Source organism: Myxococcus sp. NMCA1 (assembly GCF_026810205.1).
Taxonomy (GTDB): Bacteria; Myxococcota; Myxococcia; order Myxococcales; family Myxococcaceae; genus Myxococcus; species Myxococcus xanthus_A.
In genome coordinates this window covers 3261312-3285159 of record NZ_CP113950.1, presented here as the reverse complement: position 1 = coordinate 3285159, position 23848 = coordinate 3261312, and the positions used below count along the sequence as shown (strand labels likewise).

19 protein-coding genes are annotated in these 23848 nt (G+C 69.7%); 10 read left to right on the top strand and 9 right to left on the bottom strand.

Translation table 11 applies throughout. From position 1 onward, the window contains the following. Nucleotides 1–24 precede the first annotated feature (24 nt). Both OZ403_RS14195 and OZ403_RS14190 read left to right on the top strand, forming a co-directional pair. Nucleotides 25–2427, top strand: coding sequence for an ABC transporter permease (locus OZ403_RS14195; RefSeq protein ID WP_237078282.1), 2403 nt, complete (start codon nt 25–27; stop codon nt 2425–2427). A 146-nt stretch (nt 2428–2573) separates the two neighbouring features. Then, nucleotides 2574–3344, top strand: a complete 771-nt coding sequence (locus tag OZ403_RS14190) for a hypothetical protein (protein ID WP_140790304.1) — start codon at nt 2574–2576, stop codon at nt 3342–3344. Nucleotides 3345–3366: 22 nt separating this feature from the next. Here the strand turns inward: OZ403_RS14190 and OZ403_RS14185 are convergent, their stop codons facing one another. Next, nucleotides 3367–4113, bottom strand: coding sequence for a pyridoxal-phosphate dependent enzyme (locus OZ403_RS14185; protein ID WP_216620194.1), 747 nt, complete (start codon nt 4111–4113; stop codon nt 3367–3369). Between the two features lie 186 nt (nt 4114–4299). Here OZ403_RS14185 and OZ403_RS14180 point away from each other — a divergent pair, with 186 nt between their 5' ends. The 3 genes from OZ403_RS14180 to OZ403_RS14170 all read left to right on the top strand — a co-directional run bounded on the left by OZ403_RS14180 (nt 4300) and on the right by OZ403_RS14170 (nt 7768). Further along, entirely contained in the window at nt 4300–6129 is a 1830-nt protein-coding gene (locus OZ403_RS14180) for a sensor histidine kinase (RefSeq protein WP_268784409.1), read from the top strand. Beyond that, a complete protein-coding gene (locus tag OZ403_RS14175) occupies nt 6126–6842 on the top strand; it encodes a response regulator transcription factor (protein ID WP_090488889.1) in 717 nt (238 codons plus the stop codon). The genes OZ403_RS14180 and OZ403_RS14175 overlap by 4 nt, the downstream gene beginning before the upstream one ends. A gap of 167 nt (nt 6843–7009) precedes the next feature. After that, nucleotides 7010–7768: an energy transducer TonB gene (locus tag OZ403_RS14170; RefSeq protein WP_140798070.1), complete on the top strand. Its 759-nt coding sequence runs from the start codon at nt 7010–7012 to the stop codon at nt 7766–7768. A 6-nt stretch (nt 7769–7774) separates the two neighbouring features. On the opposite strand, the gene OZ403_RS14165 is transcribed toward OZ403_RS14170, so the two are convergent. Then, on the bottom strand, nt 7775–8893 hold the full coding sequence (locus tag OZ403_RS14165) for a tetratricopeptide repeat protein (protein ID WP_268784408.1): 1119 nt from the start codon (nt 8891–8893) through the stop codon (nt 7775–7777). A 285-nt stretch (nt 8894–9178) separates the two neighbouring features. Between OZ403_RS14165 and OZ403_RS14160 the strand changes: the two genes are divergently transcribed. Next, nucleotides 9179–10666, top strand: a complete 1488-nt coding sequence (locus tag OZ403_RS14160) for a phytoene desaturase family protein (RefSeq protein WP_268784407.1) — start codon at nt 9179–9181, stop codon at nt 10664–10666. A gap of 12 nt (nt 10667–10678) precedes the next feature. On the opposite strand, the gene OZ403_RS14155 is transcribed toward OZ403_RS14160, so the two are convergent. From OZ403_RS14155 to OZ403_RS14125, 7 genes are all read right to left on the bottom strand, one after another. After that, entirely contained in the window at nt 10679–11833 is a 1155-nt protein-coding gene (locus OZ403_RS14155; protein ID WP_174258763.1) for a hypothetical protein, read from the bottom strand. Continuing rightward, a complete protein-coding gene (locus OZ403_RS14150) occupies nt 11830–13395 on the bottom strand; it encodes a hybrid sensor histidine kinase/response regulator (RefSeq protein ID WP_174258762.1) in 1566 nt (521 codons plus the stop codon). The genes OZ403_RS14155 and OZ403_RS14150 overlap by 4 nt, the downstream gene beginning before the upstream one ends. Nucleotides 13396–13483: 88 nt before the next feature. Beyond that, complete coding sequence (locus OZ403_RS14145; protein ID WP_268784406.1) at nt 13484–14389, bottom strand: TIGR02757 family protein; 906 nt, start codon at nt 14387–14389, stop codon at nt 13484–13486. Between the two features lie 139 nt (nt 14390–14528). Then, the gene (locus OZ403_RS14140) at nt 14529–14885 is read right to left on the bottom strand and encodes a GatB/YqeY domain-containing protein (RefSeq protein ID WP_140790290.1); all 357 of its coding nucleotides are present in this window, start codon (nt 14883–14885) and stop codon (nt 14529–14531) included. A gap of 106 nt (nt 14886–14991) precedes the next feature. Beyond that, entirely contained in the window at nt 14992–17031 is a 2040-nt protein-coding gene (locus OZ403_RS14135) for a M20/M25/M40 family metallo-hydrolase (protein ID WP_140854061.1), read from the bottom strand. 165 nt (nt 17032–17196) lie between these two features. Then, nucleotides 17197–17664 carry a MogA/MoaB family molybdenum cofactor biosynthesis protein gene (locus OZ403_RS14130; protein ID WP_140878329.1) on the bottom strand — a complete coding sequence of 156 codons (468 nt, stop codon included), beginning with the start codon at nt 17662–17664 and terminating at the stop codon, nt 17197–17199. Between the two features lie 239 nt (nt 17665–17903). Next, a complete protein-coding gene (locus OZ403_RS14125; RefSeq protein ID WP_140790287.1) occupies nt 17904–18221 on the bottom strand; it encodes a Rieske (2Fe-2S) protein in 318 nt (105 codons plus the stop codon). A 78-nt stretch (nt 18222–18299) separates the two neighbouring features. On the opposite strand from OZ403_RS14125, the gene polX reads away from it, so the two are divergent. From polX to OZ403_RS14105, 4 genes are all read left to right on the top strand, one after another. Further along, on the top strand, nt 18300–20045 hold the full coding sequence (gene polX, locus OZ403_RS14120) for a DNA polymerase/3'-5' exonuclease PolX (protein ID WP_140796444.1): 1746 nt from the start codon (nt 18300–18302) through the stop codon (nt 20043–20045). A 19-nt stretch (nt 20046–20064) separates the two neighbouring features. Beyond that, on the top strand, nt 20065–20685 hold the full coding sequence (locus OZ403_RS14115) for an MXAN_2756 family trypsin-like serine endoprotease (RefSeq protein ID WP_268784405.1): 621 nt from the start codon (nt 20065–20067) through the stop codon (nt 20683–20685). After that, complete coding sequence (mrtX, locus tag OZ403_RS14110) at nt 20682–21401, top strand: myxosortase MrtX (RefSeq protein WP_011552822.1); 720 nt, start codon at nt 20682–20684, stop codon at nt 21399–21401. The genes OZ403_RS14115 and mrtX overlap by 4 nt, the downstream gene beginning before the upstream one ends. A gap of 226 nt (nt 21402–21627) precedes the next feature. Next, a complete protein-coding gene (locus OZ403_RS14105) occupies nt 21628–23805 on the top strand; it encodes a M4 family metallopeptidase (protein WP_140798062.1) in 2178 nt (725 codons plus the stop codon). The last annotated feature ends 43 nt before the right edge of the window (nt 23806–23848 follow it).

Here is a 23848-nt window from a genome sequence, read left to right as displayed (position 1 = left end):
TGTCCTTCGCTCATGGCCGCAGCCATGGATTCGCTCCTCCAAGACCTCCGCTACGCGATACGCACCCTGACACGAACCCCCGGCTTCACGCTGGCCGCGGGCCTCACGCTGGCGCTGGTCATCGGGGCGAACGCCGTCCTGTTCAGCGCCATCCACGCGATGCTGCTGCGGCCCCTGCCCTTTCCCCTCCCCGAATCCCTGGTCCGTATCTGGTGCGTGCAGGAGTCGGTGAGCCACGCCTCGGTGGCGGCACCGGAGCTGCTCGGCTGGCGGGAGCATTCGAAGGGCTTCAGCCAGCTCGCGGGATTCGGACGCACCAGCCTCAACCGGACGGGAACGGACGAGCCCGAGCGGGTGCGGGCGGCGCGCATCACCCCCAACTTCTTCTCCGTGCTGGGGGTGCAACCCGCGCAGGGGCGCGACCTCCGTGAAGAGGACGCGCCGCCCGGAGGTGACACCTCCGTGGTGTTGGTGAGCCATGGCTACTGGCAGCGGGCGCTCGGCGGCGTCCCCGACGTGGTGGGCCAGACGCTGGTGCTCAACGGCCGGAGCCACGCGGTGGTGGGCGTGCTGCCGGAGGACTTCTCGTTCCCCGAGTTCGCCGAGGACACGGATGTGTGGGTCCCCGAGTGGCAGGACCCGCAGCGGCATGGCAACCACTACCAGTCGGTGCTGGGGCGGCTGGCACCGGGCGTCTCACTGGAGGCGGCCCGAGCGGACCTGGAGCGCGCGGCGCAGGGCATTGGCCACCCCGAGCCAGGGCAGAAGCGCCACACCGTGCGGGTGACGGGCTGGCAGGACCACCTCACGACGAACACGCGGGATGTGCTGTGGATGCTGTGGGTGGCGGTGGGCTTCGTGCTGCTCATCGCGTGCGCCAACGTGGCCAACCTCATGCTGGTGCGCACGTTGTCCCGGCAGCGGGATGGCGCCATCCGGGCGGCGCTGGGCGCCAGCCAGGGACGGCGGCTCCAGCAGTCCCTGGTGGAGAGCGTGCTGCTGTCCCTCTTCGGCGGCGTGCTGGGGCTCTTGCTGATGCTGTGGGGCATGGAGCTGGTGCGCACCCTGCTGCCCGCCAGCATGCTGCGCGTGGCGCCGCTGGAGCTCAACGGCACCGTCCTGGGCTTCAGCGTGCTGCTGTCGGTGGGCACCGGCCTGCTCTTCGGCCTGGCGCCCGCGATGCATGCGTCGGGGATGAACGTGCTGCCCCTGCTGCGGCAATCCGGCAGCGCCGTGGGCGCGCGCTCCGGGCATCCGCTGCGCAGCGCGCTCGTCATGGTGCAGCTCGCGCTCGCGCTGGTGCTGATGGTGGGCACGGGTCTCATCGTGCGCTCGCTGCAGAACATCCAGGCGGTGGACCCTGGCTTCGACGCGGAGGGGGTCGTCGCCGCGCAGCTGACGCTCGCCCCCGACGCGTACCAGGAGGACGCGCGCAAGCGGGCCTTCTTCGAAGGCGTCGCGGAGCGGCTGATGGCACGACCCGGGGTGGAGGCGGTGGGCTTCATCAACGACGCGCCGCTGGGGGGCTCGGGCTCCGGCGGGGACTTCTTCCTGGAAGGTGGCTCGGCCTCGCCCAGCGAGCGGTACTACACCGAGTACCGGGTGGCCTCGCCCGGCTACTTCTCCGCGATGCGCATTGGCGTGCGACAGGGCCGCGACTTCGGGCCCCAGGACACGGAGAAGAGCGCGCCCATCATCATCGTCAACGAGGCCTTCGTCCGGAAGTTCCTCGGTGGCGGGGAGGCCCTTGGCCGGCGGGTGCAGCTGAGCTGGTCTGAAGAGCAGCCCTTCCGGGAAATCGTCGGCGTGGTGGAGGACGTCCGTCACCAGACGCTCACGGAGCCCGCGGAACCGGAGAGCTACGTGCCCTTCGCGCAATTTCCCCTGCGGGCCATGACGATGCTGGTGCGCACCCAAGGCCCGTCTGCATCGGCGCTGGCCGCGCTGCGCGAGGAAGTCAAGGCGGTGGACGCCGAACAGCCCATCTACGACTTGCTGCCCTTCACCGAGCGCGTGGAGAAAATCCTGCTCCGCCCCAGGGCCACGACACGGCTGCTGGCGGCCTTCGCCGTGCTCGCCGTCCTCCTAGCCGGTGTCGGCGTCTACGGCGTGCTGGCGTATTCGGTGAGCCAACGGACGCGGGAGTTGGGCATCCGGATGGCGCTGGGGGCCCATCCCCAGCAGGTGCTGGGGCTGGTGCTCGGCCAGGGCCTGCGGCTGACCGCGGCGGGCGTGGGCGTGGGGCTCATCGCGGCCTTCGGCTGCACCCGCCTCATGGCGGCGACCCTCTATGGCGTGGAGCCCTTCGCTCCGGACATCTTCCTGGGCGTGGCCGTGGCGCTGTCGGTCATCTCCCTGGTCGCCTGCTGGCTGCCTGCGCTGCGGGCCAGCCGTGTCCCGCCGTCGGTGTCCCTGCGCGCGGAGTAGGCCTCGCGCCGGGGGCGGACGGGGAGCGGGCATCCGGGCGGCCCATCGAGGCCTCTCCGGGGCGATTTCCCTCCCGGCAGGTGGGCGGACGGGGCTGGACAGCACCTGATATGGAATAAGTCGTTCCAGCTTCCGTCGGAGTAGACGTGAACAAGCTCGCCAGCATCGCCGCCCTCTTCCTTGCCGCCACGGCGCTCGTGGTGGCCCTCTGGAGTCCACGTGAGACGGTGCAGGCTCCGCCCCCGTCCCCTCCGCCCGAGCAGCCCACCAGCGTCGCCGCGGACGTCATCAACCTGGAGCGCCGGGTAAAAGCCCTGGAGGACACGTCCATCAGCCTGTCCCGGCGGCTGATGGAGGTGGAGCGGCGCCCCACGTTGACGGCGGATGGGAAGGTGGTGGCCTCTCCGCCGCCCGCGGCGCTCGCAGCGGAGGTGGAGCAACTGCGCGCCGAGGTGCGCGGCATGGTCGCCGGCGAAGCGCTGAACTCCGAGGGCGGCCGCGACTACCTCAAGGACGCGGTGCGCAACGTCCAGGACGAGATGCGCAATGAGCAGCGCGCCGAGCGGCAGCAGCAGTGGCAGCAGGCACAGGTTCAGCAGCAGGCGCAGCAGAAGGAGCGCGTGCGCAAGTTCATCACCGACGCTCGGCTGAACTACACCCAGGAGCAGACGCTGACGCGCCGGATGGAGGCGGAGTCCACCAAGCGCCAGGCGCTCATGGAAGAGGTCCGCGCCGGAACGAAGACCATGCGAGACATGCGCCAGGCGCTGCGCACGGAGAGCCAGCAGACCGACCAGGAGATGAACGCCATCCTCGACGAGGGCCAGCGCTCCCAGTACCAGTCGCTGCGCCGCGAGGACCGGACCGTGGGTGGCCCCCCGGGCGGTCAGCGCGGTGGCCAGGGCCGCGGCCGCTGAAGTGCCGTGACGGAGGCCCCCGTCATTCGAACGGGGGCCTCGCGTTGTGGGAGATGACGAGCACCTCCTCCGGACGACGCTCCGAGCGTGCCCAGGCCAGCAGCGCGGCGAGCGCGTCCACCGCCTTCGCATCCGCCGTCTCCAGGGGCACATCCTCGCGGTACGGGTAGAAGAGGTCCTTGGAGCCCAGGCTCTGCTCCGCCCAGCGCCGCCATCCGGGCATCGTCCTGCCGGACGCAGGTTGCAAGCCCACCACCTCATAGCCCGCGGCGGAGAAGGGCCGGTACAGCCCCGCGACGGTGGCCCCCGTGCCGAAGCCACACACCACGCAGCGCACGGCGGGATACACGTCCCGGACGATGTCGAGCAGCCGCGTGGTCCACGACTCCACGCTCTCCACCAGCGCCCCATTGGCGAGTTGCCGGGGCCAGAACCAGCCCTGGCGCTCGTAGTCCAGCGCCAGCTCCCAGGCCTGCGTGAAGCCGTGCACGGTGCGCACCTCCCCACCGAAGCCGTTGGCGCGCAGGTACGCGGTGCCCATCGTGTCCGTGAGGGCCACCACCGGCAGCCCGCGCTCGCGGCCCAGCGCATCCAGCGCCAGCGCCGACGACGCGCCGGATAGCTCCACCAGGCCCTTCGTCTCCGCGGGCGCGGACTGGAGGTGATGGGAGAACGTCAGGTACTTCAGACTGCCCGCCGGAAGCGCTCCACCCCAGAGCACCACCGGCCCCCCCGGCCAGGGCCGTGACAAGGGAAACACGACGCGCATGCGTGAACCTCCATCCCCAACCTCCCCGGTGGGGACGTCCCACGCCAGCCGCGCGGCACGGGGGCTGTCCGGACGTGGACCCGAAGTCCGCCCGCTCACCGGCCCAGGACACTCGCCCCGGCCAGGAGGCTGAAGTGAAAAGCCTCTGGGGGAAGGCGGCTGTGCGATAGTCAGCGGCGGCTCCACATGCTGCGCCGGCTCCTTCCTACGCTCGTCGCCCTGGGTTGTGGCCTCCTGGCCCTTGGCTGGGGGCTGGTCAGCCTCCAGCGCATCTTCAGCCAGGAGCGTGATGACGCCCACGCGCAGCTGCGCTCGCGCCGGGACGCGCTGGCCCACGCGGCCGAAGAGGCCCTGCGGCAGAACCTGGCGAAGAAGCTCGATGAGAGCATCCCCACCCTCCACGCCGCCGTGGGAGACCCACTCGAGCCTGGCGAGGGCTACTACATCAACTTCCGCGGCTACCAGTTCCTGCCGCGCCTCACCATCCCCATGCCGGGCACCGGAACGCCCGCGCGGGACGTGCATGCCCGGTTGGGCGCGAGGCTGAAGGACGGCGCCCCCGCGGGGGAATGGGAACCCCGCCTCACGCGGCTGCGCGCGGTGGAGGCCGCGCTGGCGGCCCAGGACGCGCGGGGCGCGGCCACCCGCGTGGAGGAGCTGCTGCGCTACCACGCGGCGAACCGGCTGACACCCGAGCAGGAGCTGCCCTTCCTGCTGCTGGTGGTGGAGCGGCTCCAGCGAGGCCCCACCACCACGCCGCTGGTGCGGGCCCTGCTGCGAGAGGGCCTCCCGGAGGACCTGGGCGGCTTCGCCCGGGCGTCAGGGCTGCAACGGGACGTGCTGCGCGAGCGTTCACGCTTCACACAGGCGGACTTCGACTTCCTCCATGCGCGCATCGTCCGGGTGAGCGCCGCGCTGGACGAGCCCACGGGCGACTTCCTGGCCCGGGCGGGTGAGGCGGGCGCGGGCATGCTGGTGATTCCCGAGGAGCTCTACGAGCCCACCCTCCTGGGCGAGTCCTGGTACGTGGCGCTGCGCGGCGAGGCGGTGTACGGCATCGCGGTGGACGTGGCGGCGATGCTCCAGCCCATCACCCAGGACATGCAGGCGCGCGGACTCTTCGACGCGACGGGGCGCCTGCGGTTACGCGTGGGCGGCGCCGTCCTCCCCCTGAGCACGCTGAAGCTGGCGGTGGACATGCCTCAGTGGGCGCGGCAGGAGGCGGACATCGACGCGCGCTACGGTCTGAAGACGCTGCTGGTGGCAGTGTGCGGCGGGCTCGCGGTGGCCATCGTCGCGCTCGCGGTGGTGGCCCAGCAGCGCAAGTACCGCTTCCTGGAGCTCAAGAGCGACTTCGTGGCCACCGTCTCCCACGAGCTGCGCACGCCCCTGGCCTCCATCCGCCTGCTGGGCGAGACGCTGGAGCGCAAGCTGGCGCAGGCGCCGGAGGTGCGCGACTACCCGGCGCGCATCGTCCAGGCCGCGGACGGGCTGCACTTCCTGGTGGAGAACATCCTGTCGTTCAACCGCATCGACAAGGGCCGCTGGACGCTGCGGACCTCGCGCGTGCGGTTGGAGGAGCTCATCCACCCGTTGCGAGACGACCTGACCAACGCGACCAACGTCCCCGTCCACATCACCTCGGACCTGGAAGGCGTGGAGCTGGAAGCGGACCCGGGCCTGCTGCGGATGTTGTTCTCCAACCTGGGCCGCAACGCGTGCGCCTACAACCGGAGAAGCCCCGTCGAAATCTCCATCCGCGCGCAGATGATTCCCGGCTACGGCTGCACGGTGCTCTTCCAGGACAACGGCATCGGCATCCCCGAGTCCGAATGGGAGAACGCCTTCCTGGACTTCTACCGGCTGACGGTGCCCGGACCGGAGGTCCATGGCAGCGGGCTGGGCCTTGCCCTGTGTCGCAAAATCATGAAGCTGCACCGGGGCGATATCCAGGTGGCCTCCTCGGGACCCGACGGCACCACCTTCGCGCTGATATTCAACGAGCCGGCTCGATGAACACCGCCACATCCACCCCTCCCCTCCGTCCCGCCATCCTCATCGTCGAGGACGACGCCCACCTGCGCGTCGGCCTCCGGGACAACCTGCTGGACGAGGGCTACCTCGTCGCCGAGGCCCCCAGCACCCGCGACGCGGAGCGGCTGCTGCAAGAGCGTGCGTTCGACCTGCTCATCCTGGACGTCATGCTGCCCGGCGAGGACGGCTACAGCTTCTGCCGCCGGCTGCGGACACAGGGCAACAAGAGCATGGTGCTGATGCTCACCGCGCGCTCACTGGAGGACGACATCCTCCGGGGCTTCGAGGTGGGCGCGCAGGACTACCTCACCAAGCCCTACCGGCTGCGGGAGCTGCTGGCCCGGGTACGCGCCCTGGTGCGCCGCTCCGGCACGGCGCCGCCGGAGCAGATGGGCTTCAGCGGCTTCACCCTGGACTTGGGCCGGCGGCAGGTGTCGCGCGCGGACGGTTCGGTGGTGGAGCTGACGCGCACGGAGTTCGACCTGCTGGCCTTCCTGCTGCGGCACCAGGACCGGGCCCTGCCCCGAGGCGAAATCCTGGACGCCGTCTGGGGCCGCGACGTGGTGGTGGACCCGCGTACGGTGGACAACTTCGTCTCCAGCCTGAAGAAGAAGCTGGGGTGGACGAGCACCTCTGGATTCTCCATCCACACCATCCGGGGCGTGGGCTACCGCATGGAGGTCGCTTCGTCATGACACAACCGTGACGAAGCGATGGCCGACCCACCGCCATTCGAAGACGCCGACTCCGTAGGTTGACTCTTGCGTGGACAGGGCGCTCCGCAGCCACCCGTCCCCGTCGGTGCCGTCCGTCTTGCACGGCCGTCACCGGGAGCGCCTGACGCTGAGGGAGGCCATCCGGAATGTTCAATTCGGTCATCGAGCGGCAGCGGGCTGGACGTCTTGGCACGGGCGTGTGGATGTCCATCGCCCTGCATGCGGCCCTGTTCGGGGCGGTGCTCTTCATCTCCGCGAGGCCGCCGAGTCCGAGCGAGCCGCCGGAGCCGAAGGAGCTGGTGCTCCGCGTGGCGCAGCCCCCGCGCGTGGCGAAGGGCTCCCCCGCCCCCGCGCAGCCGAAGGCAGCCACCGCGCCACGCCCTCGCCCGCGCAACCGGGACCGAGTGCCCGCGCGCGTGCCGCCGCCGGTGGTGGATGCGCCGCCCAAGCCGGTGGAAGCGGTGGCGAGCATCGACACCAGCACCTCGACGGACGAGCTGGCGGACCCGGGGGATGGCGTGCCGGGTGGGCATCCGGAGGGCTACGAGGACAGCAACGTGGTTGGCGTGCAGTACGTGCCCGGCCTGGGCCCTGGGCAGGAGGGAACGGGCACCGACATCATGCCGTTCGGCTCGGGCATGACGCCGCCCAGGCTGATGGGAAGCCCTGGCATCGAATACACGCACCAGGCGCTCGCCGCCCGAGTGGAGGGCACCATGATTGCCAAGTGTGTCATCACGGTGCGCGGCGACGTGACGGACTGCCGCATCATCAAGGGCCTGCCGCACATGAACGAGTCCGTGCTCGATGCGCTCCACGCCCGCCGCTACACCCCAGTGCAGTACCAGGGCCGGACGGTGAGCGTGTCCTACGTGTTCACGCTGCGGCTCAAGCTGCCCCGCTAGGGCGACTCAGCCCCCGTGGCCTCCCGCCGGCACCAGGACGTGCGTCAGGACGTACTTCTTGAGGCGCCGGCGGAGCTCATCATCCAGGGTGAGCGCGATTTGAGGGTGGACGCGCGCGCCCACCTCGAACAACACCGCTTCCAGCAGCAGCCCCTCCTGGGCGATGGCGAAGAGCCGGTCCAGCGTGGGGTCCGAGGCATCCGTCTTGCCCTCCGCCTTCTGGCTCTCATGGACCGCCAGCGCCGAGGCCAGGCACTCCATCTCCTCCACGGAGGTGAACTGCTCCTCGGTGGAGCCCGTCATCTTCGCCCGGTGTGACGGCTCGCCCAGCCACAGGGCCTTGCAGTTGGCGAACGCCAGCCAGGCCGGGTCGTGGTTGGGGTCGAACTGGATGGAGACGCCCTCCGCGGCGCGCTCGGCGTACCCGCGCGGAACAATGGTGTCACCGCGGATGACCAACCCCAGGTGCGCGTTGGTGCGGAAGAACTGGCGGATGACGGGGTAGCGCGGGCTCAGCGCCAGGCACTGCGCCCAGGCATCCAGCGCCTCCTCGAAGCGCCCCAGCTTCGCCAGGGCATTGCCCTGGAAGAACCAGGCACGGTGGTCATAGGGGTTGAGGGTGGTGGCGCGGCCGTAGTGCTCCAGCGCGGTGGCCGCGTCTCCGGCGAAGTAGTCCGCGTCGCCCCGGAAGACCCACGCCACGTAGCACTCGGGACACAGGTCCGTGGCCTGGGCGTACAGCTTCGCGGCCTCGTCGTAGCGCTTCGCCTGGAAGTGGGGTTCGGCCTCATCGAGCAGGGCTTTCAGCCCGGCAGGCGTGGGCCACTCGCGGATGGTACGGCGGCCGTCCTCCACCTCCACCTGGGGGACGTCAATCAGGGCCACGCGCTGAGGCCACAGCTGGTCGCCCCACCCGCCCGGGGGTGAGTCCTTGCCTTCGACCCGATAGGCGACCTTGGAATCCTCCAGCACCTTCACGATTTCGGAGGGCGAGAGGTACCCCGGTGTCTCGTGCTCCGCCTGGGACGTCTCGGCGGCATCGGGAGGCGCTGCTGGGACGGGCTTCGGCGTGGACGCGCACCCGAGGACGAAGGAACAGCCGAGGACAATGAAGAATTGGCGCACGCGCGAGGGCCCCTTCGAAGGATGCGAGGACAACGGCCACCAGTCTATGCCCGGGAGCTCCTCCATCCGGAGCCTCGAAACACATCGACATGTCCCGAGCCCCTTCGGCTGGGAGATGTCCACCGCCAGGCAAGCACTCCGGAAGTGGCTTGAAAGGGCTCGCGGGGCTGGTGCGCCTTCGTTAGGACCCAAGCGCCGCGCCCCGCCCGGACCGCGGCGCCAGGCGGCGAGGGCACGGTCTTCCCGGCCGTCCTCCAAGCCGCCCCGGGTTTCGGGGCAGGGACGATGCCAAGCACCTGGTACGACGCGGTGGTGGTGGGCGCGGGCTTTGGCGGACTGGCCACCGCGCTGGAGTTGACGCGGCGAGGCGCGCGCGTGGCGCTCTGCGAGTCACTGAACTACCCCGGCGGCTGCGCCAGCACCTTCCAGCGAGGCGGCCATGCCTTCGAATCAGGCGCCACGCTCTTCTCGGGCTTCGAGCCACACCAGCTCTTCGGCCGGTGGATTCGGGAGCTCGCCCTGCCCATCACGGTGGACGGGTTGGACCCCGTGGTGGAGCTGCGGACCTCCACCGCGCGACTTCCCGTGTATCGGAACCGCGAGCGCTTCATCGAAACCCTGTGCGCCCTGCCCGATGCCCCCGCGCCCGCGGTGCGGCGTCTCTTCGCGCTCCAGGCCCAGGTGGCCGGCGCCCTGTGGCCCCTCTTCGACGACCCGACGCTGCTGCCCCCGCTGGACCTGCGTGCCCTGCTGCGCCACGCGGGCCGGGCGCTCCAATATCCCCCACTGCTGCGATGGCTGGGACGCCCCCTGGGCGCGGTGCTGGAGCACCTGGGGCTGACGACGTTCGCACCGCTGCGCACGTACCTGGACGCGCTCTGCCAGATTACCGTCCAGTGCAGCGCGGCCGAAGCGGAGGCCCCCTTCGCCCTGGCCGCCATGGACTACTACTGGCGCGGCACGGGCCATGTCCGGGGCGGCATCGGTCAGCTCGCGCGGGCCCTGGCGGGCGCGGTGGAGGCCCAGGGAGGCACCGTCCTGCTGGCCAACCGGGTGAAGGCCGTGACGCCGGTCGCCGGAGGATGGAGCGTGAGCGCGCGTCGAGGCGAGCTGCGGACACGCCACGTGGTGGCCAACGTGCTGCCGCGAAGCTTGAGCCGGCTGCTGGACGTTCCCCTGGAGACGATGCCCCGCTTGGACAGGCTGTCCCGGCGCGTCGAGTCCGGCTGGGGCGCGGCGATGCGATACCTGGTGGTGCGCACGCCCGACGGGGCGGATGGACAGGCGCATCACCTGGAGCTGGTGGAGGACCCGTCCGCGCCGTTCATCGAAGGCAATCACCTGTTCATGTCCATCAGCGGTGAGGCCGACACGGGCCGGGCGCCACCGGGACATCGCACCGTGACGGTGTCCACCCATGTGCCACTGACGACGCTCTCCGCGCTCCCCGTGGAGGCACAGCGCGGCTACATGGAGCACATCCAGGCGCGGATGGACCAGGGGCTGCGACAGCTCGCGCCGGAGTGGCTGGAGGGTCAGACACACGCGATGACAGCCTCCCCACGCACGTACCAGCGCTTCACGCAGCGCGACGCGGGCGCGGTGGGCGGCGTGCCCCGGCGCGCGGGACTGGAGAACTACCGACACCTGGGCCCCTTCCACGTCCGGGAGGGACTGTGGCTGGTGGGGGACTCGGTGTTCCCCGGACAGAGCACCCTGGCCACCTCGGTGGGCGGCGTGCGCACCGCCGCGAGCATCACCTCGCGAAGCTGAGGCCGGCGCCCCTCATGCGTCGAGCAGGTCCGCCCAGAAGCGCACCAGCCGCCACACGTCCATCAACGCCTGCGGCCCATCCATCTCCGCGTGGGTGATGAGCGGCGTGGCCAGCGCGTGGACCTCGGTGTGGGGGCGCAGGGCCGCGGCCAGCCGGCTGGACTCCATGGCGGGAATCACCGTGTCCCCCGCGCCGTGCAGCAGGAAGACGGGCGCGGAGGGCGGCGGCGAGCGCTCCGGTGACAGCGCCGGGTCCGCGGCGAACGTCTTCACGAAGGGAAGCAAGCGTGGGCCCAGCGCCGCCACGTTGCGCGTGTTCACGTAGCCCATCAACGTGGCCGCTGGCTCCGGCAGCTCCGCCTGGAGGGCACGCGCCTTGGCGAACGTCTCCGCCGCGAGGCGGCCATCCACCATGGCTTGATGCGATGCGCGCAGGAAGGTCCGGATGCCCGCGCGCAGGGGCTCCACCTGTTCGGGAGGAACCAGCTTCTCCGCCACGTTGAGCAGGATGATGACCACGCCATAGTCATGCGGGGCCAGGTGACTTCCATCCGGCAGCTCGCCCGAGCACAAGAAGGTGAGCACGCGCGGCAAATCCCCATGCCCGCCGAAGGAGAGCGTGGCCGCCACCCGGTCCTTCAAGGCAGGCCGTCCCGCCGCCACCACCGACAGACCGCCAGAGAAGCTGATGCCGAACAGGTTCACCTTGCCGTCGGGCGCCAGGTCCGCTTGCGACGCGGCCCACACGGCGGCGTCTTCGATGATGTCCGGCAGGCGCGGCGTGATTTCGTAGCGCAGCAGGTCCGGCGGCTCCGGGGTGAGCACCGGCTGGCCGCCCATGGCCAGGTCCTCCGCCAGCTTCACCAGCCGGGGCTCGTCGATGCCATCCGCGTGGACACCCGAGGTCAGCACCACCGTGCGCCCGCGCTGCGTCACCGGCCGGTACAACCGGGCGCGCACCAGCCCGTGCCGCGTGGGCACGCGCAAGTCGCTCACGTCGAAGGGCACCGTGCGCCAGTCCGCGAGCGCCGTCTCCATGCGGCCCTGCATGCCCGCCGCGCGCACCACCAGCGACAGGCCCTGCAGCCACCCCGGCACCACCCACAAGCCCACGGCCAGCAGCGCCACCAGCGACGCCGCCAGACTCCGCCGCACCGCCCGGCTCATTGGAAGAGGTGCTCCACGAAGGTGCACAGACGCTCGCGCTCGAAGGGCTTCTCCAGCAGCCCGCGCGTGCGGCGGCCCACGAACTCACGCGCCTGCGCGGTGAAGGCGCCCCCCGTCATGAGCCCGGTGCGCAGCGCGAGGTCCGGCGCCAGCCGCTCCAGCTCCACCACGAAGTCCAGCCCGCTCATGCCCGGCATCATCACGTCGCACAGGATGGCATCGAACCGCTCCCCCATGGAGAGCAAGCGCAGGGCTTCGCGCGCGTCCTGGACGACGTGAATCTCATACACGTCACGCACCAGCCGGCTCACCGAGTTGCCCACGGAGGGCTCGTCATCGATGAGCAGCAGACGCCGGCGAAGGCGAGCGGGCGCCGGCTCCAGGGCCTGCGCCGGCTCCACGCCATCCGTCCAGCCCGCGGCCTGCGTGGGCAGGACGATGCGGAAGGTGCTGCCCCAGCCGGGCGCGCTGGAGACCTCGATGCGTCCGCCCATGGCCTGCACCAGCGTAAGGCTGATGGACAGCCCCAGCCCCGTGCCCTCTCCGACGGGACGGGTGGAGAAGAACGGGTCGAAGATGCGGCGTTGCACGTCCGGCGCCATGCCGTGTCCGTTGTCGGAGACCTCCAGCTCCACGTGCCGGCTGCTGCTGGCGCGCAGGGACACCCGCACCCGGTTCTCCTCGGGCGCACGGTCCGGCAGCGCCTGGAGCGCGTTCAACAGCAGGTTCACGACAATCTGGGTGAGGCGCGCTTCGTTGCCATGAACGGGCAGCACCGGCTCCAACGTGCACGTCAGCCGGGCGACCAACCCAATCTGGTTGCGGAGCAGCCGCAGCGCGCCGTCCACCACGTGCACCATGTCCACCGGACCATGCAGCTCTTCATCCGCGCGGGAGAAGGTGCGCAGGTCGCGGACAATCGCGCTGACGCGGCCTGCGCCCTCCTGCGCTTCGGCCACCACCTCACGCAGCTCCATGAGCTGTTCGTGGGACAGCTCCGGCTGGGCGAGCAGCTCGCGCAGGTATGAGAGATTGGAGCTGACGTAGGACAGGGGGTTGTTGATTTCGTGCGCGACGCCCGCGGCGAGCGTGCCAATCGACGCCATCCGATCCGCCAGCACCCACTGCGACTCCAACTGCGCGCGGTCCGAGGCCGCGTGGAGGCCCGGCGTGGGAGTGGCGTCTCCATCCGACAACGCCGACTGGCGCCGGCGAAGGCTCGAGAGCCGCACGCCCCAGTGCGTCCCGGGCGCGGGCAGGCACTCATCCGCGCCGGCTGCGGCCAGGGCGTCGGCTTCCTCGGGCGCGCGCCCCGTGAGCACGACCAGGTGCGTGCGGGGTACGCCGCGCAGGGCATTCAACCGCTGACAACTCGTGCACAGCTCCGACAGCGGGCCGCCGTCGTCCCACAGGACGATGAGTCCTTCGGAGATGGCCTCGGGCAAGGTACCCGCCAGGGGCACACGCAAGATCTGGCAGTTCCGTCCCGCGTCGGACTCGAGAATCCCTCGCTCGACCTCCTCCGACACCTCGGGAGGTAATGCCACCAGCGTCACAAACACGGCGTCAATCCTCCGGCCCCATGAGCCCCGGGTTCCGCGCGCGGGAGCCGGAGCCACGTACCCATTGCAGCGCCCGGGCGCTCCACGGTCAACGTCGTCGCGTCGCCGACAGTTCTCTGCCCTTCCGAGCGGTGGTTCCTTGGACCCGGCGGGTCGCCGCCGCCACCACCTGTGGCCCCACGGCGCACGCCGGCAGCAGCGGGCAGCGACCGCAATTCTCCGCGATGGGTTGGGCAGGGCAGGCCCCACTCATGCCGTAGTGACACAGTGCGAAGTCGTAACGGACGGGGTCGGCCGGGTCCAACACGCGCAACGCGGCTGTCACCTCCTCCGCCGTGCGCCACGTCAAATCATTGCGGTGAGTCAGTCCCAGGTGCCGCGAGATGCGGCCAATGTGGGTGTCCAAAGGAATCAGGAGCGCGGAAGGTGGCACGCGCCTCCAGATGCCGAAGTCCACGGTGTCCGGCCCCCGCACCATCCACCGGAGGTAGAGGTTGAGACGCTTGGCCGCTCCCCCACCCAGCGGAGAGGGCAGCAGGTGGTGCAGGCCGCGCTCTGGCCCCAGCGCCTTGCGCAAGGCCTCCATGGGGATGGCGCGCAGGCCCGTCGTGAAGTGGTCCAACGCGCCGTGCAGGGTGTCACGCGCCTGGAGCCCCTGGAGGAACAACGCCTCCAGGCTGCCCAGCTCCCGCAGCACGCGGCCCATGCCCAGCAGGAGCACCGCTACGTCCGTGCCCACGTTGAAGCGGTACACGAAGCCTTCGAGCAGCGCCCGCGCGCCCACCACGTCCAGTGCCTTGACGAAGGCGGCGGGAGACGCGCCCATGCGGCGCAGCAGTGCGTCCACCTTGGGACGGAACAAGTCCGCGCGGCCGTACGCCAACCCGGCCGCCAGCAACGCGCTGACCTCGATGTCGCGCGGGTCTTCGTAGCGGTGCGGGAACTCCACCGGATCGAAGGCGATGCGTGCGCGCGCGTCAGTGGACGTCAGCACGGCTTCCAGCCGTGGCCGGAGGTGCTCGGCGGCTCGCGGGGAAAGGCCAGTGGCCGGGGCGGTGCGGCTCCTCGAGCGCGCTGTCACGACAGGGACTCCCACATGGTGCGAGAACGGCGGGCCGCCGTCCCGTCTTCCCTCAAAGCGCCAGCAGCACGTCCAGCTGTGCCTTCACGGCGCTCGCCTCGTCGTGCTTCCCCAGCTTCTCGTAGAGGGCCACCGCATCCCGCCGCTCTTGGAGCTCGCGGTCGATGACGGCCTTCACGGCCTCCGGCGTCAACGCCAGCCGGAGCACTTCTCCACGTCCCAGCCCACCCGCGCTTCCGGCGAACTCGCCACCGACGGCGGTGGGCGCCACGCGCATGTCCGGTGCTTCCGCGTTGTCGATGGCCGCGAGCGCCTCACGAAGCACCGCTGAAGCCTGCGTGCTCCGTGTGAGCATGGCCTCCTTCAATGCAGCGCGCAGTGCCGCCTTCCACTCATCCACGGTTCGCATGTGCGCACCCTATCGACGCGCGTGGGGCGACTCAAGGTGCGCGCTCCGTCGGAGGTCTCCAGGCCCAGGCAGCGATGCGGCCTGGAGACCCGACGCACCGGGAGCGTTAACGCAGCAACGCGGACGGCTGCACGGCGAAGATGAGGTCGTCGTGGTCGTTGTAGTTGCCTTCCATGCAAGGCGTCTGGCTTCCGCGGTTCCGGAAGACCGCGCGCACGGCCTGGGCGCTGCTGCCCTCCGGCAGCGTGTAGGTGACGGTCAGCGTGTGGAGGCCCTTGGACGGAACGGGCAGCGTGGTGATGACCTGCCAGACGGGGTTGTTGGCGTCGGCCGCGTAGAACAGGTCCAGCTTGTCGTTGAGCTTGTTGAAGGCGAAGACCGTGGCATCGATGCGCACCAACTTGCCCGGCGCGAAGTTCGTCCCATCCAGCGTGGACACCACGATGCGCTCGTTCGACTGGTCCAACAGGTACGCACCCGACACGCCATCCCGGCAGGAATTCTTGATGGTGTTGGGCGCGTTCGACTCGGGCCCGATTCCGGCGCGGCCGTTGAGCAGCGTCCCGGAATCACACGCGTTGGAGGCCGAGACACACCGCGGCGCCCTCAGGACCGAATCGAAGCCCGCCGTGCTGGTGGCATTGCTCACCGTCACGGACACCCCGCCGCTGGTCGCCGCGACACCCACGAGGTCCACCGCCCGCGCCGTCACGGTGTGGCTGCCATTCGGCACCGCGGCTGTGTCCCAGTTGAACGCGTACGGCGCCGTGGTGTCCGTCGCCTTCAATTCGCCGTCCACGAAGAACTCCACGCGGTTCACACCGGAAGCATCCGTGGCCGAGGCCGTGACGGTCGTGACTCCAGACACCGTGCTGCCAGCCGAAGGGCCGGTGATGGCGACCTCCGGCGGCGTCTGGTCAATCACCACCCCACCCTTCGCCAGCTCCGCCACGTACGCGGCGGCCAGCTTCGCGAACTTGAGCGCGTGACGGGCATCGCCCCCGCTGTTGTGGAGCGTGTCATTGACGGTGTGGATATACGGGTTGGACGCGCTCAGCGGCGCCTCGAAGGGCATCGAGGCCGCGAAGCCCGCGCTCGTCCAAGACGCATGGTCCGAGCACGCGTAGCCACACACCGTCGTGCTCCATTCGAGTTCAGGCTGATACGTGTCGATGAGGTTGGTGACGAACGTGTTCTGCGCCGCGTTCGTCCGGTCGCTCACCAAGGCCACGTCGATGTTCGACCGCAGGTTGTAGTTCGTCATGTCGAGCTGGAGCACGCCCACCACGTCGACTCCATCCGCCGCGTACTTGGTGGCGATTGCCGAAGAGCCGCGCAGGCCCACTTCCTCGGCCGCGTAGGCCATGAACTTCACGGTGCGCTCCGGGCGGTAGTTCTGGAGCATGGCCACGCGAATCACCTCGGTGAGCGTGGCGATTCCCGAGGCATCGTCGTCCGCGCCGGGAGCCGTGCTGCCGTTGCTGGTGGAGTCCAGGTGGCCACCGAGCACGACGACCTCTTCCGACATGGTGGCGCCGGTAATCGTCAGGATGACGGAGGGCTGCGCCCACGAGGCGTGGTTGAAGAATTCGACGGTGACGTCGGAGCGCGTCGCCGGAACCAGCGACTCCCAGTAGCCCTTCAGCCAGTTGGCGGACGTCACGCCCGTCGTCGACGTGTAGTAACGCGTCGCGTAGCTGGACAGGTGGTCGATGACTCCTCGGATGGCGAGTTCCTGAACCCCCGCTTGCAACGCGTTGACCGTCGACGCGTTGTCGAGGCTGTACGTGACGGCCGTGGCCTTGGCGGCCTTCGCCGCGACCGACGGGTCCAGGGCGGCGAGCGCGGCCGCTTCAGTGTCATGGTAGATGAAGCCACCACAGCGGTTGAGCTTCTCGTGCATCATCCGCGAGATGAGGTTGAGCTGGGACTCCCGCACGCGCAGCGCGGTGACGTCCGCCTTCTGCCCGCGCAGCGAGGGCGCCGCATGCCCGGCGCTGGCGAAAGCGGCGTTGACGTGTTCGAGGGCATCCGAGCCGAGGGTGATCCACACCTCGTGGTCGGGAGCCTTCGCCGGGGGCGCCTTCGCGAACGCCGAGACACTACAGAGCACCAGGAGGACTGAAGCGAGGCGCTTCATGTACATACGTTTCTCCACTGCCAGGCGGGGACGTGCGGTTGAGATGGCAGGGAGAGAAGTCCCTGCCTTCACCGTCAACTTACACTTCCCGCGAAAACAGGGGACACTGCTCGCGACGAAACACGCCGGCCTCAGCCATTCTCGTGGCTTGAGACAAGCGCGGAGCGGACGCTAACGCGACAGCTCACGGACGGCGTGGCCCAGCTCGGGGAGGATGAGCGCCTCCAACGCGAGCCGCACGGCCTTGGGCGAGCCCGGCAGCGCGAAGAGAATCATCCCCTGATAGGTGCCCGCCGTGGCGCGGGACATCATCGCCGCGCTTCCCACCTGTCGATAGGACAGCATCCGGAAGAGTTCACCAAACCCTGGCAGTTCCTTCTCGAACAGCGGGCGCAGCGTCTCCACCGTGCAGTCGCGCCGGCCAATGCCGGTGCCTCCGGTGAACAGCACGGCCCGGGCTCCCGCCTCGCGCGCGGATTCCAGTGCGCCGCGAATGGCTTCCGGGTCATCCTTCACCACGAGGGTGCCAGCAATGCCATGCCCCGCCGCCTCCAGGCCCTCGCGCAGGACCCGGCCACTGTCATCGCGCGCCGCGTCCCGGCTGTCCGAGCACGTCACGATGAAGGTGCTGACATGCACCGGCGCTCGCGCCTTGTGCTCCTCCGCCGGGCCGTGGTCTTGGCCGTGCGGGTGGTGGTGGTGATGATGCGCGTGGTCGTGGTCATGACCGTGGTGCCCATGAGGCCCGTGGTCGTGCTCGTGACCATGATGCCCGTGGGGCCCGTGGTCGTGATGATGGTGCCCGTGAGGCCCATGGTCGTGGTCGTGGTCGTGTCCGTCGTGTGCCATGGCAGGTACTCCCGAGTGCGAGAGGGACTTCAGGGCGTGTCGGGCCAATCGATGACGAGCGCGCCGTCTTCGACCGCGACCTGCACCGTCGGCTGGTCGTCACAGACCCCCGGCGAGGTCGCGTTGTGCCCGGTGTCCATGTCGAAACCGACCTCATGACACGGGCAGACGACCATGTTGTCCTCGATGCGACCTCCGGACAGCAGACACCCGGCGTGGTTGCACCAGTCATCCAAGCCCTTGTAGCGCCCGTGGATCTTCGCGATACACACGTTGCGCTTGCCGACCTCGTAGCCCCGCATTTCCCTCTCGGCGAAGTCCGCCGGTCCCAGCTTGATCTTCGTCATCGCGGCCCCTTTTCCCACAACGCGGGACTGGCTGCACTCCCGATGCCCGGGCATTACCTTCTCCCCGTGACTCCCGACGTGACCATCCCCACTGCTGTCGACAAGGCCACCGTCGCCCAGGTCCTCCGTGACATTTCCCTCCTGCTCCAGCTCCAGGGAGAAAGCGGGTTCCGCGTCCGCGCCTATGACATGGCGGCGGACCGCATCGCCGGGCTTCCCCAGGAGCTGGGCCCCCTGGTCGCGGAAGGCCGGCTGGAGAGCCTCCCAGGCATCGGCCGCGCGCTCGCCGAGAAGATCTCCGAGCTGGTGTCCACCGGCCGGCTCGGCTACCTGGAGGAGCTGCGGGCGCAGTTTCCTCCCGGGCTGCTGGAGCTGACGCAGCTGCCCGACGTGGGGCCGAAGAAGGTGGCCACGCTCTGGCGTGAGCTCCAGGTGAGCAACATCGAGGAGTTGGAGCGGGCCTGCCGTGAGGGCCGCGTGCGGCAGCTCCGAGGCTTCGGCGCGAAGAGCGAAGCGAAGATGCTGGAAGGCATCGCCCTGTACCGGCGCGCGCGCGGCGAGCGCAAGCTGCTGGGCGAGGTGCTGCCGGTGGCCACGGCGCTGCTGGAGCGGGTGAAGGCCGCGCCGGGCGTGGTGCGCGCCAGCCTGGGTGGCAGCGTGCGCCGGCAGGCGGAGACCGTGGCGGACGTGGACATCATCGCCTCCGCGCCGGAGGCCGGACCGGTGCTGGATGCCCTGGCGAACGCACCCGGCGTGGCCGCGGTGCTGGGCAAGGGCGAAAGCAAATGCTCCGTGCGGTTGGAGGCCGGTGACCTCCAGGTGGACCTGCGCGTGCTGCCCGACGAGGACTTCGCCACCGCCCTGCACCACTTCACCGGCTCCAAGGCGCACCACATCCGCCTGCGCAACCTGGGGCAGGAGCGCGGCCTCAAGATTTCCGAATGGGGCGTCCACCGGGACGACGGCACCAAGGTGCCCGTGACGGAGGAGTCCGGGCTCTACGCCCTGCTGGACATGCAGTACGTGCCCCCCGAGCTGCGGGAGGACAACGGCGAGGTGGAGGCCGCACGCGAGGGACAGCTCCCCAAGGACCTGCTCACGCTGGAGGACGTCCAGGGCGCGGTCCACGCGCACAGCACCTGGTCCGACGGGCGCAACAGCCTGGAGGAGATGGCGCTCGCGGCGCGGGCGCTGGGCCTGAAGTACCTGACCGTCACCGAGCACAGCGAGGCAGCCATCTACGCAGGCGGATTGAAGGTGGATGACCTCAAGCGCCAGTGGGAGGAGATCGACCGCATCAACGCGGCCGTCTCCGGCGTGCGGCTGCTCAAGGGCATTGAGGTCGACATCCTGGAGTCCGGCGCGCTCGACTACGCCGACAGCGTCCTGGAGCAGCTCGAGGTCGTCATCGGCTCCATCCACGTCCGGCACGGCATGGACGAGGACCAGATGACGCGCCGGCTGCTGGCCGCGCTGGACAACCCCTGCCTCCAGATTCTGGGGCACCCCACCGGCCGGCTCATCAACAGCCGGGAGCCCTACCCCGTCCGCATGGACGAGGTCCTGGAGCGGGCCGCCGAGCGTGGCGTGGCGGTGGAGGTCAACGGCAAGCCCGCGCGGCTGGACATCAAGGCCGAATATGTCCGGCAGGCCGTGAAGCGGGGCGTCCGACTGGTGGTGAGCTGCGACGCGCACCAGAAGGAGGACCTGAGGAACCTGGCCTTCGCGGTGGCCACCGCGCGCCGGGGCTGGGCCCGGAAGGGGGACGTGCTCAACACGCTCCCGGCGGACCGCTTCGTCACCGCGCTGCGCGAGCGCCGGTGATAGGCTGCGGCACCCGCCGATGTCCCGCCTGCCGCCGCTGCTCCTCCTCTGCCTCCTCCCCTTCGCCTCCGCCGCAGCGGAGGCCGAAAAGCCCTCGCGCGCCGACCTCCAACGGGTGCTGGAGCGACACGGACGCTCGGTGGTGCACGTCAAGGGTCCTCGGAACGAGGGGCCCGGCGTCTTCGTGGGGTCCGCGGGGCAGGTCCTCACCTCCGTCACTCCCGTGGGGGCCAGCTTCACCGGCCTGAATGCCGCCACGGTGGAGCACGACGGAAAGACGCTGCCCGCCCGGGTGGTGATGGCCAGCCAGGACCTCCAGGTGGCGGTGCTCGCCGCTCCGGATGGCGCGTACCCGGCGGCGCCCGTGAAGGTGCTTCGGGAAGGCGACAGCCTCGACGGCCGCTGGCTGGTGGGCGTCCTCCCCGCCAAGAAGGGACAGCCCGCGCGCCCCGTGCCGGCGCGAGCCCGGGCGACCCAGGCCCCCTTCTATGACATCCCCCTGGCCCTGCCCGCGGGCAGCCCCGTCTTCGACGCGGAGGGGCGGCTGGTGGCGGTAGTGGTGAAGAAGCACCGTCGCGGCTGCCGGGTGCTGCCGCTGAACGCGGTGAAGGTGGAGCTGGCGTCGGTGGACATGCCATGACCCAGGCCGTGACGACTCCCTGGCGACCGAACGCCGTGCAGGAAGCGGTGGGATTGTGGGCGGTGGGCTTCCTGTCCATCGTCGCCGCCTTCCTCCTGTTGGGCGGCACCAGCATCCCCAAGCTGGTCGCGACGGTGGGATTCCTCTACCTGCCGCTCATCCCCATGCGCTGGCGGGACGAGGACTACGGGGACTACGGCCTGTCGCTGCGCGCGTGGCGCGAGGACCTGCGCCTGTTCCTGCTGCTGTCCGCGGTGGTGGGCCCCCTCTTCTTCCTGGGTTTCGCCGCGTTCGTGGAGGTGCTGCCCCACCTGCCCCCGGCGCTGGCCAAGCACCTCACGCCGCTGATGGGCGAGGCCCGCTTCCAGCCCCGCCTGCCCCCGCGCTTCGGAGAGTGGTTCATCGACCAGCTCTTCGTCGTCGCGCTGCCGGAGGAGTTCTTCTACCGGGGCTACCTCCAGACGCGGCTGCGCGACGCCTGGCCCCAGGGCCGCAAGTTCCTGGGGGGCCGGCTGGGCCCCGCCTTCTGGCTGACGGCGCTGCTGTTCGCCCTGGGCCACCTGGCCATCTTCCAGGCGTGGCGGCTGTCCGTGTTCTTCCCGGCGCTGATCTTCGGGTGGATGCGGGAGCGCACCGGCACCGTCATCGGCGCCGCCTTGTTTCACGCAGCTTGCAACCTCTATGTGCGGTTTCTCGAGGTTTCTTTTTTCGGCTGATTTCCGCCGAGTTTCGCCGCGCCCCCACTCCGTGCAGCAGCGCCGCGCCCACCGTCCGTGAAACACGGGCGTGTTTACGCGCCCGCAACCTGATTTCAACGGAACTTCGACAAGGTTTTACTTGCCTTCCGGGAATGGCTTATTGCGTCGAAAATATCACAAGAAACTCCGAGCCACACTGCGGCGATAACTCTTCAACCCCCTTGCACTGAGTTCGAGCCCCCCAATGACGATTCGCCGCACCGAAGGTCCGAAGCCCACGATTCGCCCCACTGCTGCTTCCGAGGCTCAGTCGAAGACGGCTGCGAAGCCCGCGACCATCACCCCGAACGTCATCAAGGATGGGTTCGGCCCCGCGGCCAAGACGTCGGACCTGGCGCGCGCGGAGAAGACGCTGAAGCCGCTGCCGCCTCCCGTGGGCCGGCTCTCCCTGGACAGCCGCGAGGCGCAGACCGCCATCCAGGCGTCGCTGGCGCACCTGGCCCCCACCACCCAGACCTCCATCCGCAACCCCGGCATCATCGGCGGCGTGCAGTTCCCGGCGTACACGCCGAAGAGCGTGGAGCGTGACTCGCTGGGCATGACGCACGTGCGTCTGGACCGCCAGCACGAGGGCGTGAAGGTCTTCGGCGAGCAGGTCGTCACGCACCTCGACTCCGAGGGCAAGGTCAAGAACACCACCGGCGACCAGTCTGAGATCCCGGCCGGCCTGGGCACGCAGAAGCCCAAGGTGACGCACAGCCAGGCGCTGGACATCGCGATGAAGGCGTTCGACGGCAAGCCGGACCGCCAGCCGAACTCCGAGCGCGTCATCTACAAGGACATCTCCGGTGAGTACCACTCCGCCTACCGGGTGGAAGTCACCAACGTGGATGGCACCGACAATCCGCGCAAGATGAACTACCTGGTGGACGCCAACACCGGGAAGCTCTTCGAGCAGTTCAACGCCATTGACGGCTTCGCCCGCCAGCGCGGCGCCGCGCACGGCCACAGCCACGCCGAAGGCGCGGACCACGCCGACCACGCCCACAGCGCTGCCGCGACGCCTTCCGAGATCAAGGCCTCGGCCACGCCGAAGGCGGAGATCGCCGACCTGACCACCGTCACGTCGAAGATCAACGTGACCCAGGACGGCACTGTGGACCAGCTGAAGCTGGACCTGGACATCGACCACACGTTCAAGGGCGACCTGTCGGTCACGCTCACCAGCCCCTCCGGCAAGTCGGAGACGGTGCACAACCGCAAGGGTGGCAGCGCGGACCACATCAAGGGCAGCTTCGACCTGAGCGGCTTCGCGGGCGAGTCCGCGAAGGGCGAGTGGACGCTGTCGGTGAAGGACAACGCGCGCCGCGACACGGGCACGCTGAACAGCTGGGGCCTGACCATCACCCCGAAGGCCGTTGAGCCCAACGAGCCCGGTCCCGGCGAGAAGATCGCGGACGACACGTCCATGTACAGCGGCAAGGTCGCGCTGGAAACGAAGAAGCAGGCGGACGGCACGTACACGCTCGAGGACGGCACGCGCGGCAAGGGCGTGGCGACCTACGACGCGATGAACCGCGAGCGCGCCAGCGGCCAGACGCCCATCAAGGACAACAACGACGTCTGGGGCGAGGCCACGGATCCGGAGCGCAACAAGGCTGCGGTGGACGCGCACTACGGCGGCCAGATGATGTACGACTACATGAAGGACATCCTCGGCCGTGACTCCATCGACGGCGCGGGTGAGAAGCTGGTGTCCTACGTCCACGTCAGCAACAACTACGTGAACGCGTACTGGGACGGCGAGAAGATGAGCTACGGCGACGGCGACGGCCGCAACTCCGGTCCGCTCACCGCGCTGGACATCGCGGGCCACGAGATTGCCCACGGCCTCACCGAGCGCACCGCCGGCCTCATCTACCGCGGCGAGTCCGGTGGTCTGAACGAGGCGATGAGCGACATCATGGGCGCTGGCCTCGAGTGGTACGCGTCCCAGAAGAACCCCGACGTGAAGTTCAACTGGACGGTGGGCGAGACGGCCTGGACGCCGACGGACGGCGACCCCACCGACGGTCTGCGCTACATGGACGATCCGACGAAGGACAAGTACTCGATCGACAACTACAAGAACTACCCGAAGCAGACCGAGGTGCACGGCTCCAGCGGCATCGCGAACAACGCCTTCTACCTGCTGACCAACGGCGGCACCAACCGCACGTCCGGCGTCGAGGTGAAGGACGCCATCGGCATGGAGAAGGGCCTGAAGATCTACTACCGCGCCCTGGCCCACTACATGACGCCGAGCACCACGTTCGCCCAGGCCCGCACCGCGACCATCAACGCGGCCACGGACCTCTACGGCGCGGACTCCGCCGAAGTGGCGAAGGTCAAGGAGAGCTGGACCGCCGTCGGCGTGAACTAGTCCTCCCGCTTCACTGAAGACACCCGAGCCCGGCCCGGCCCGC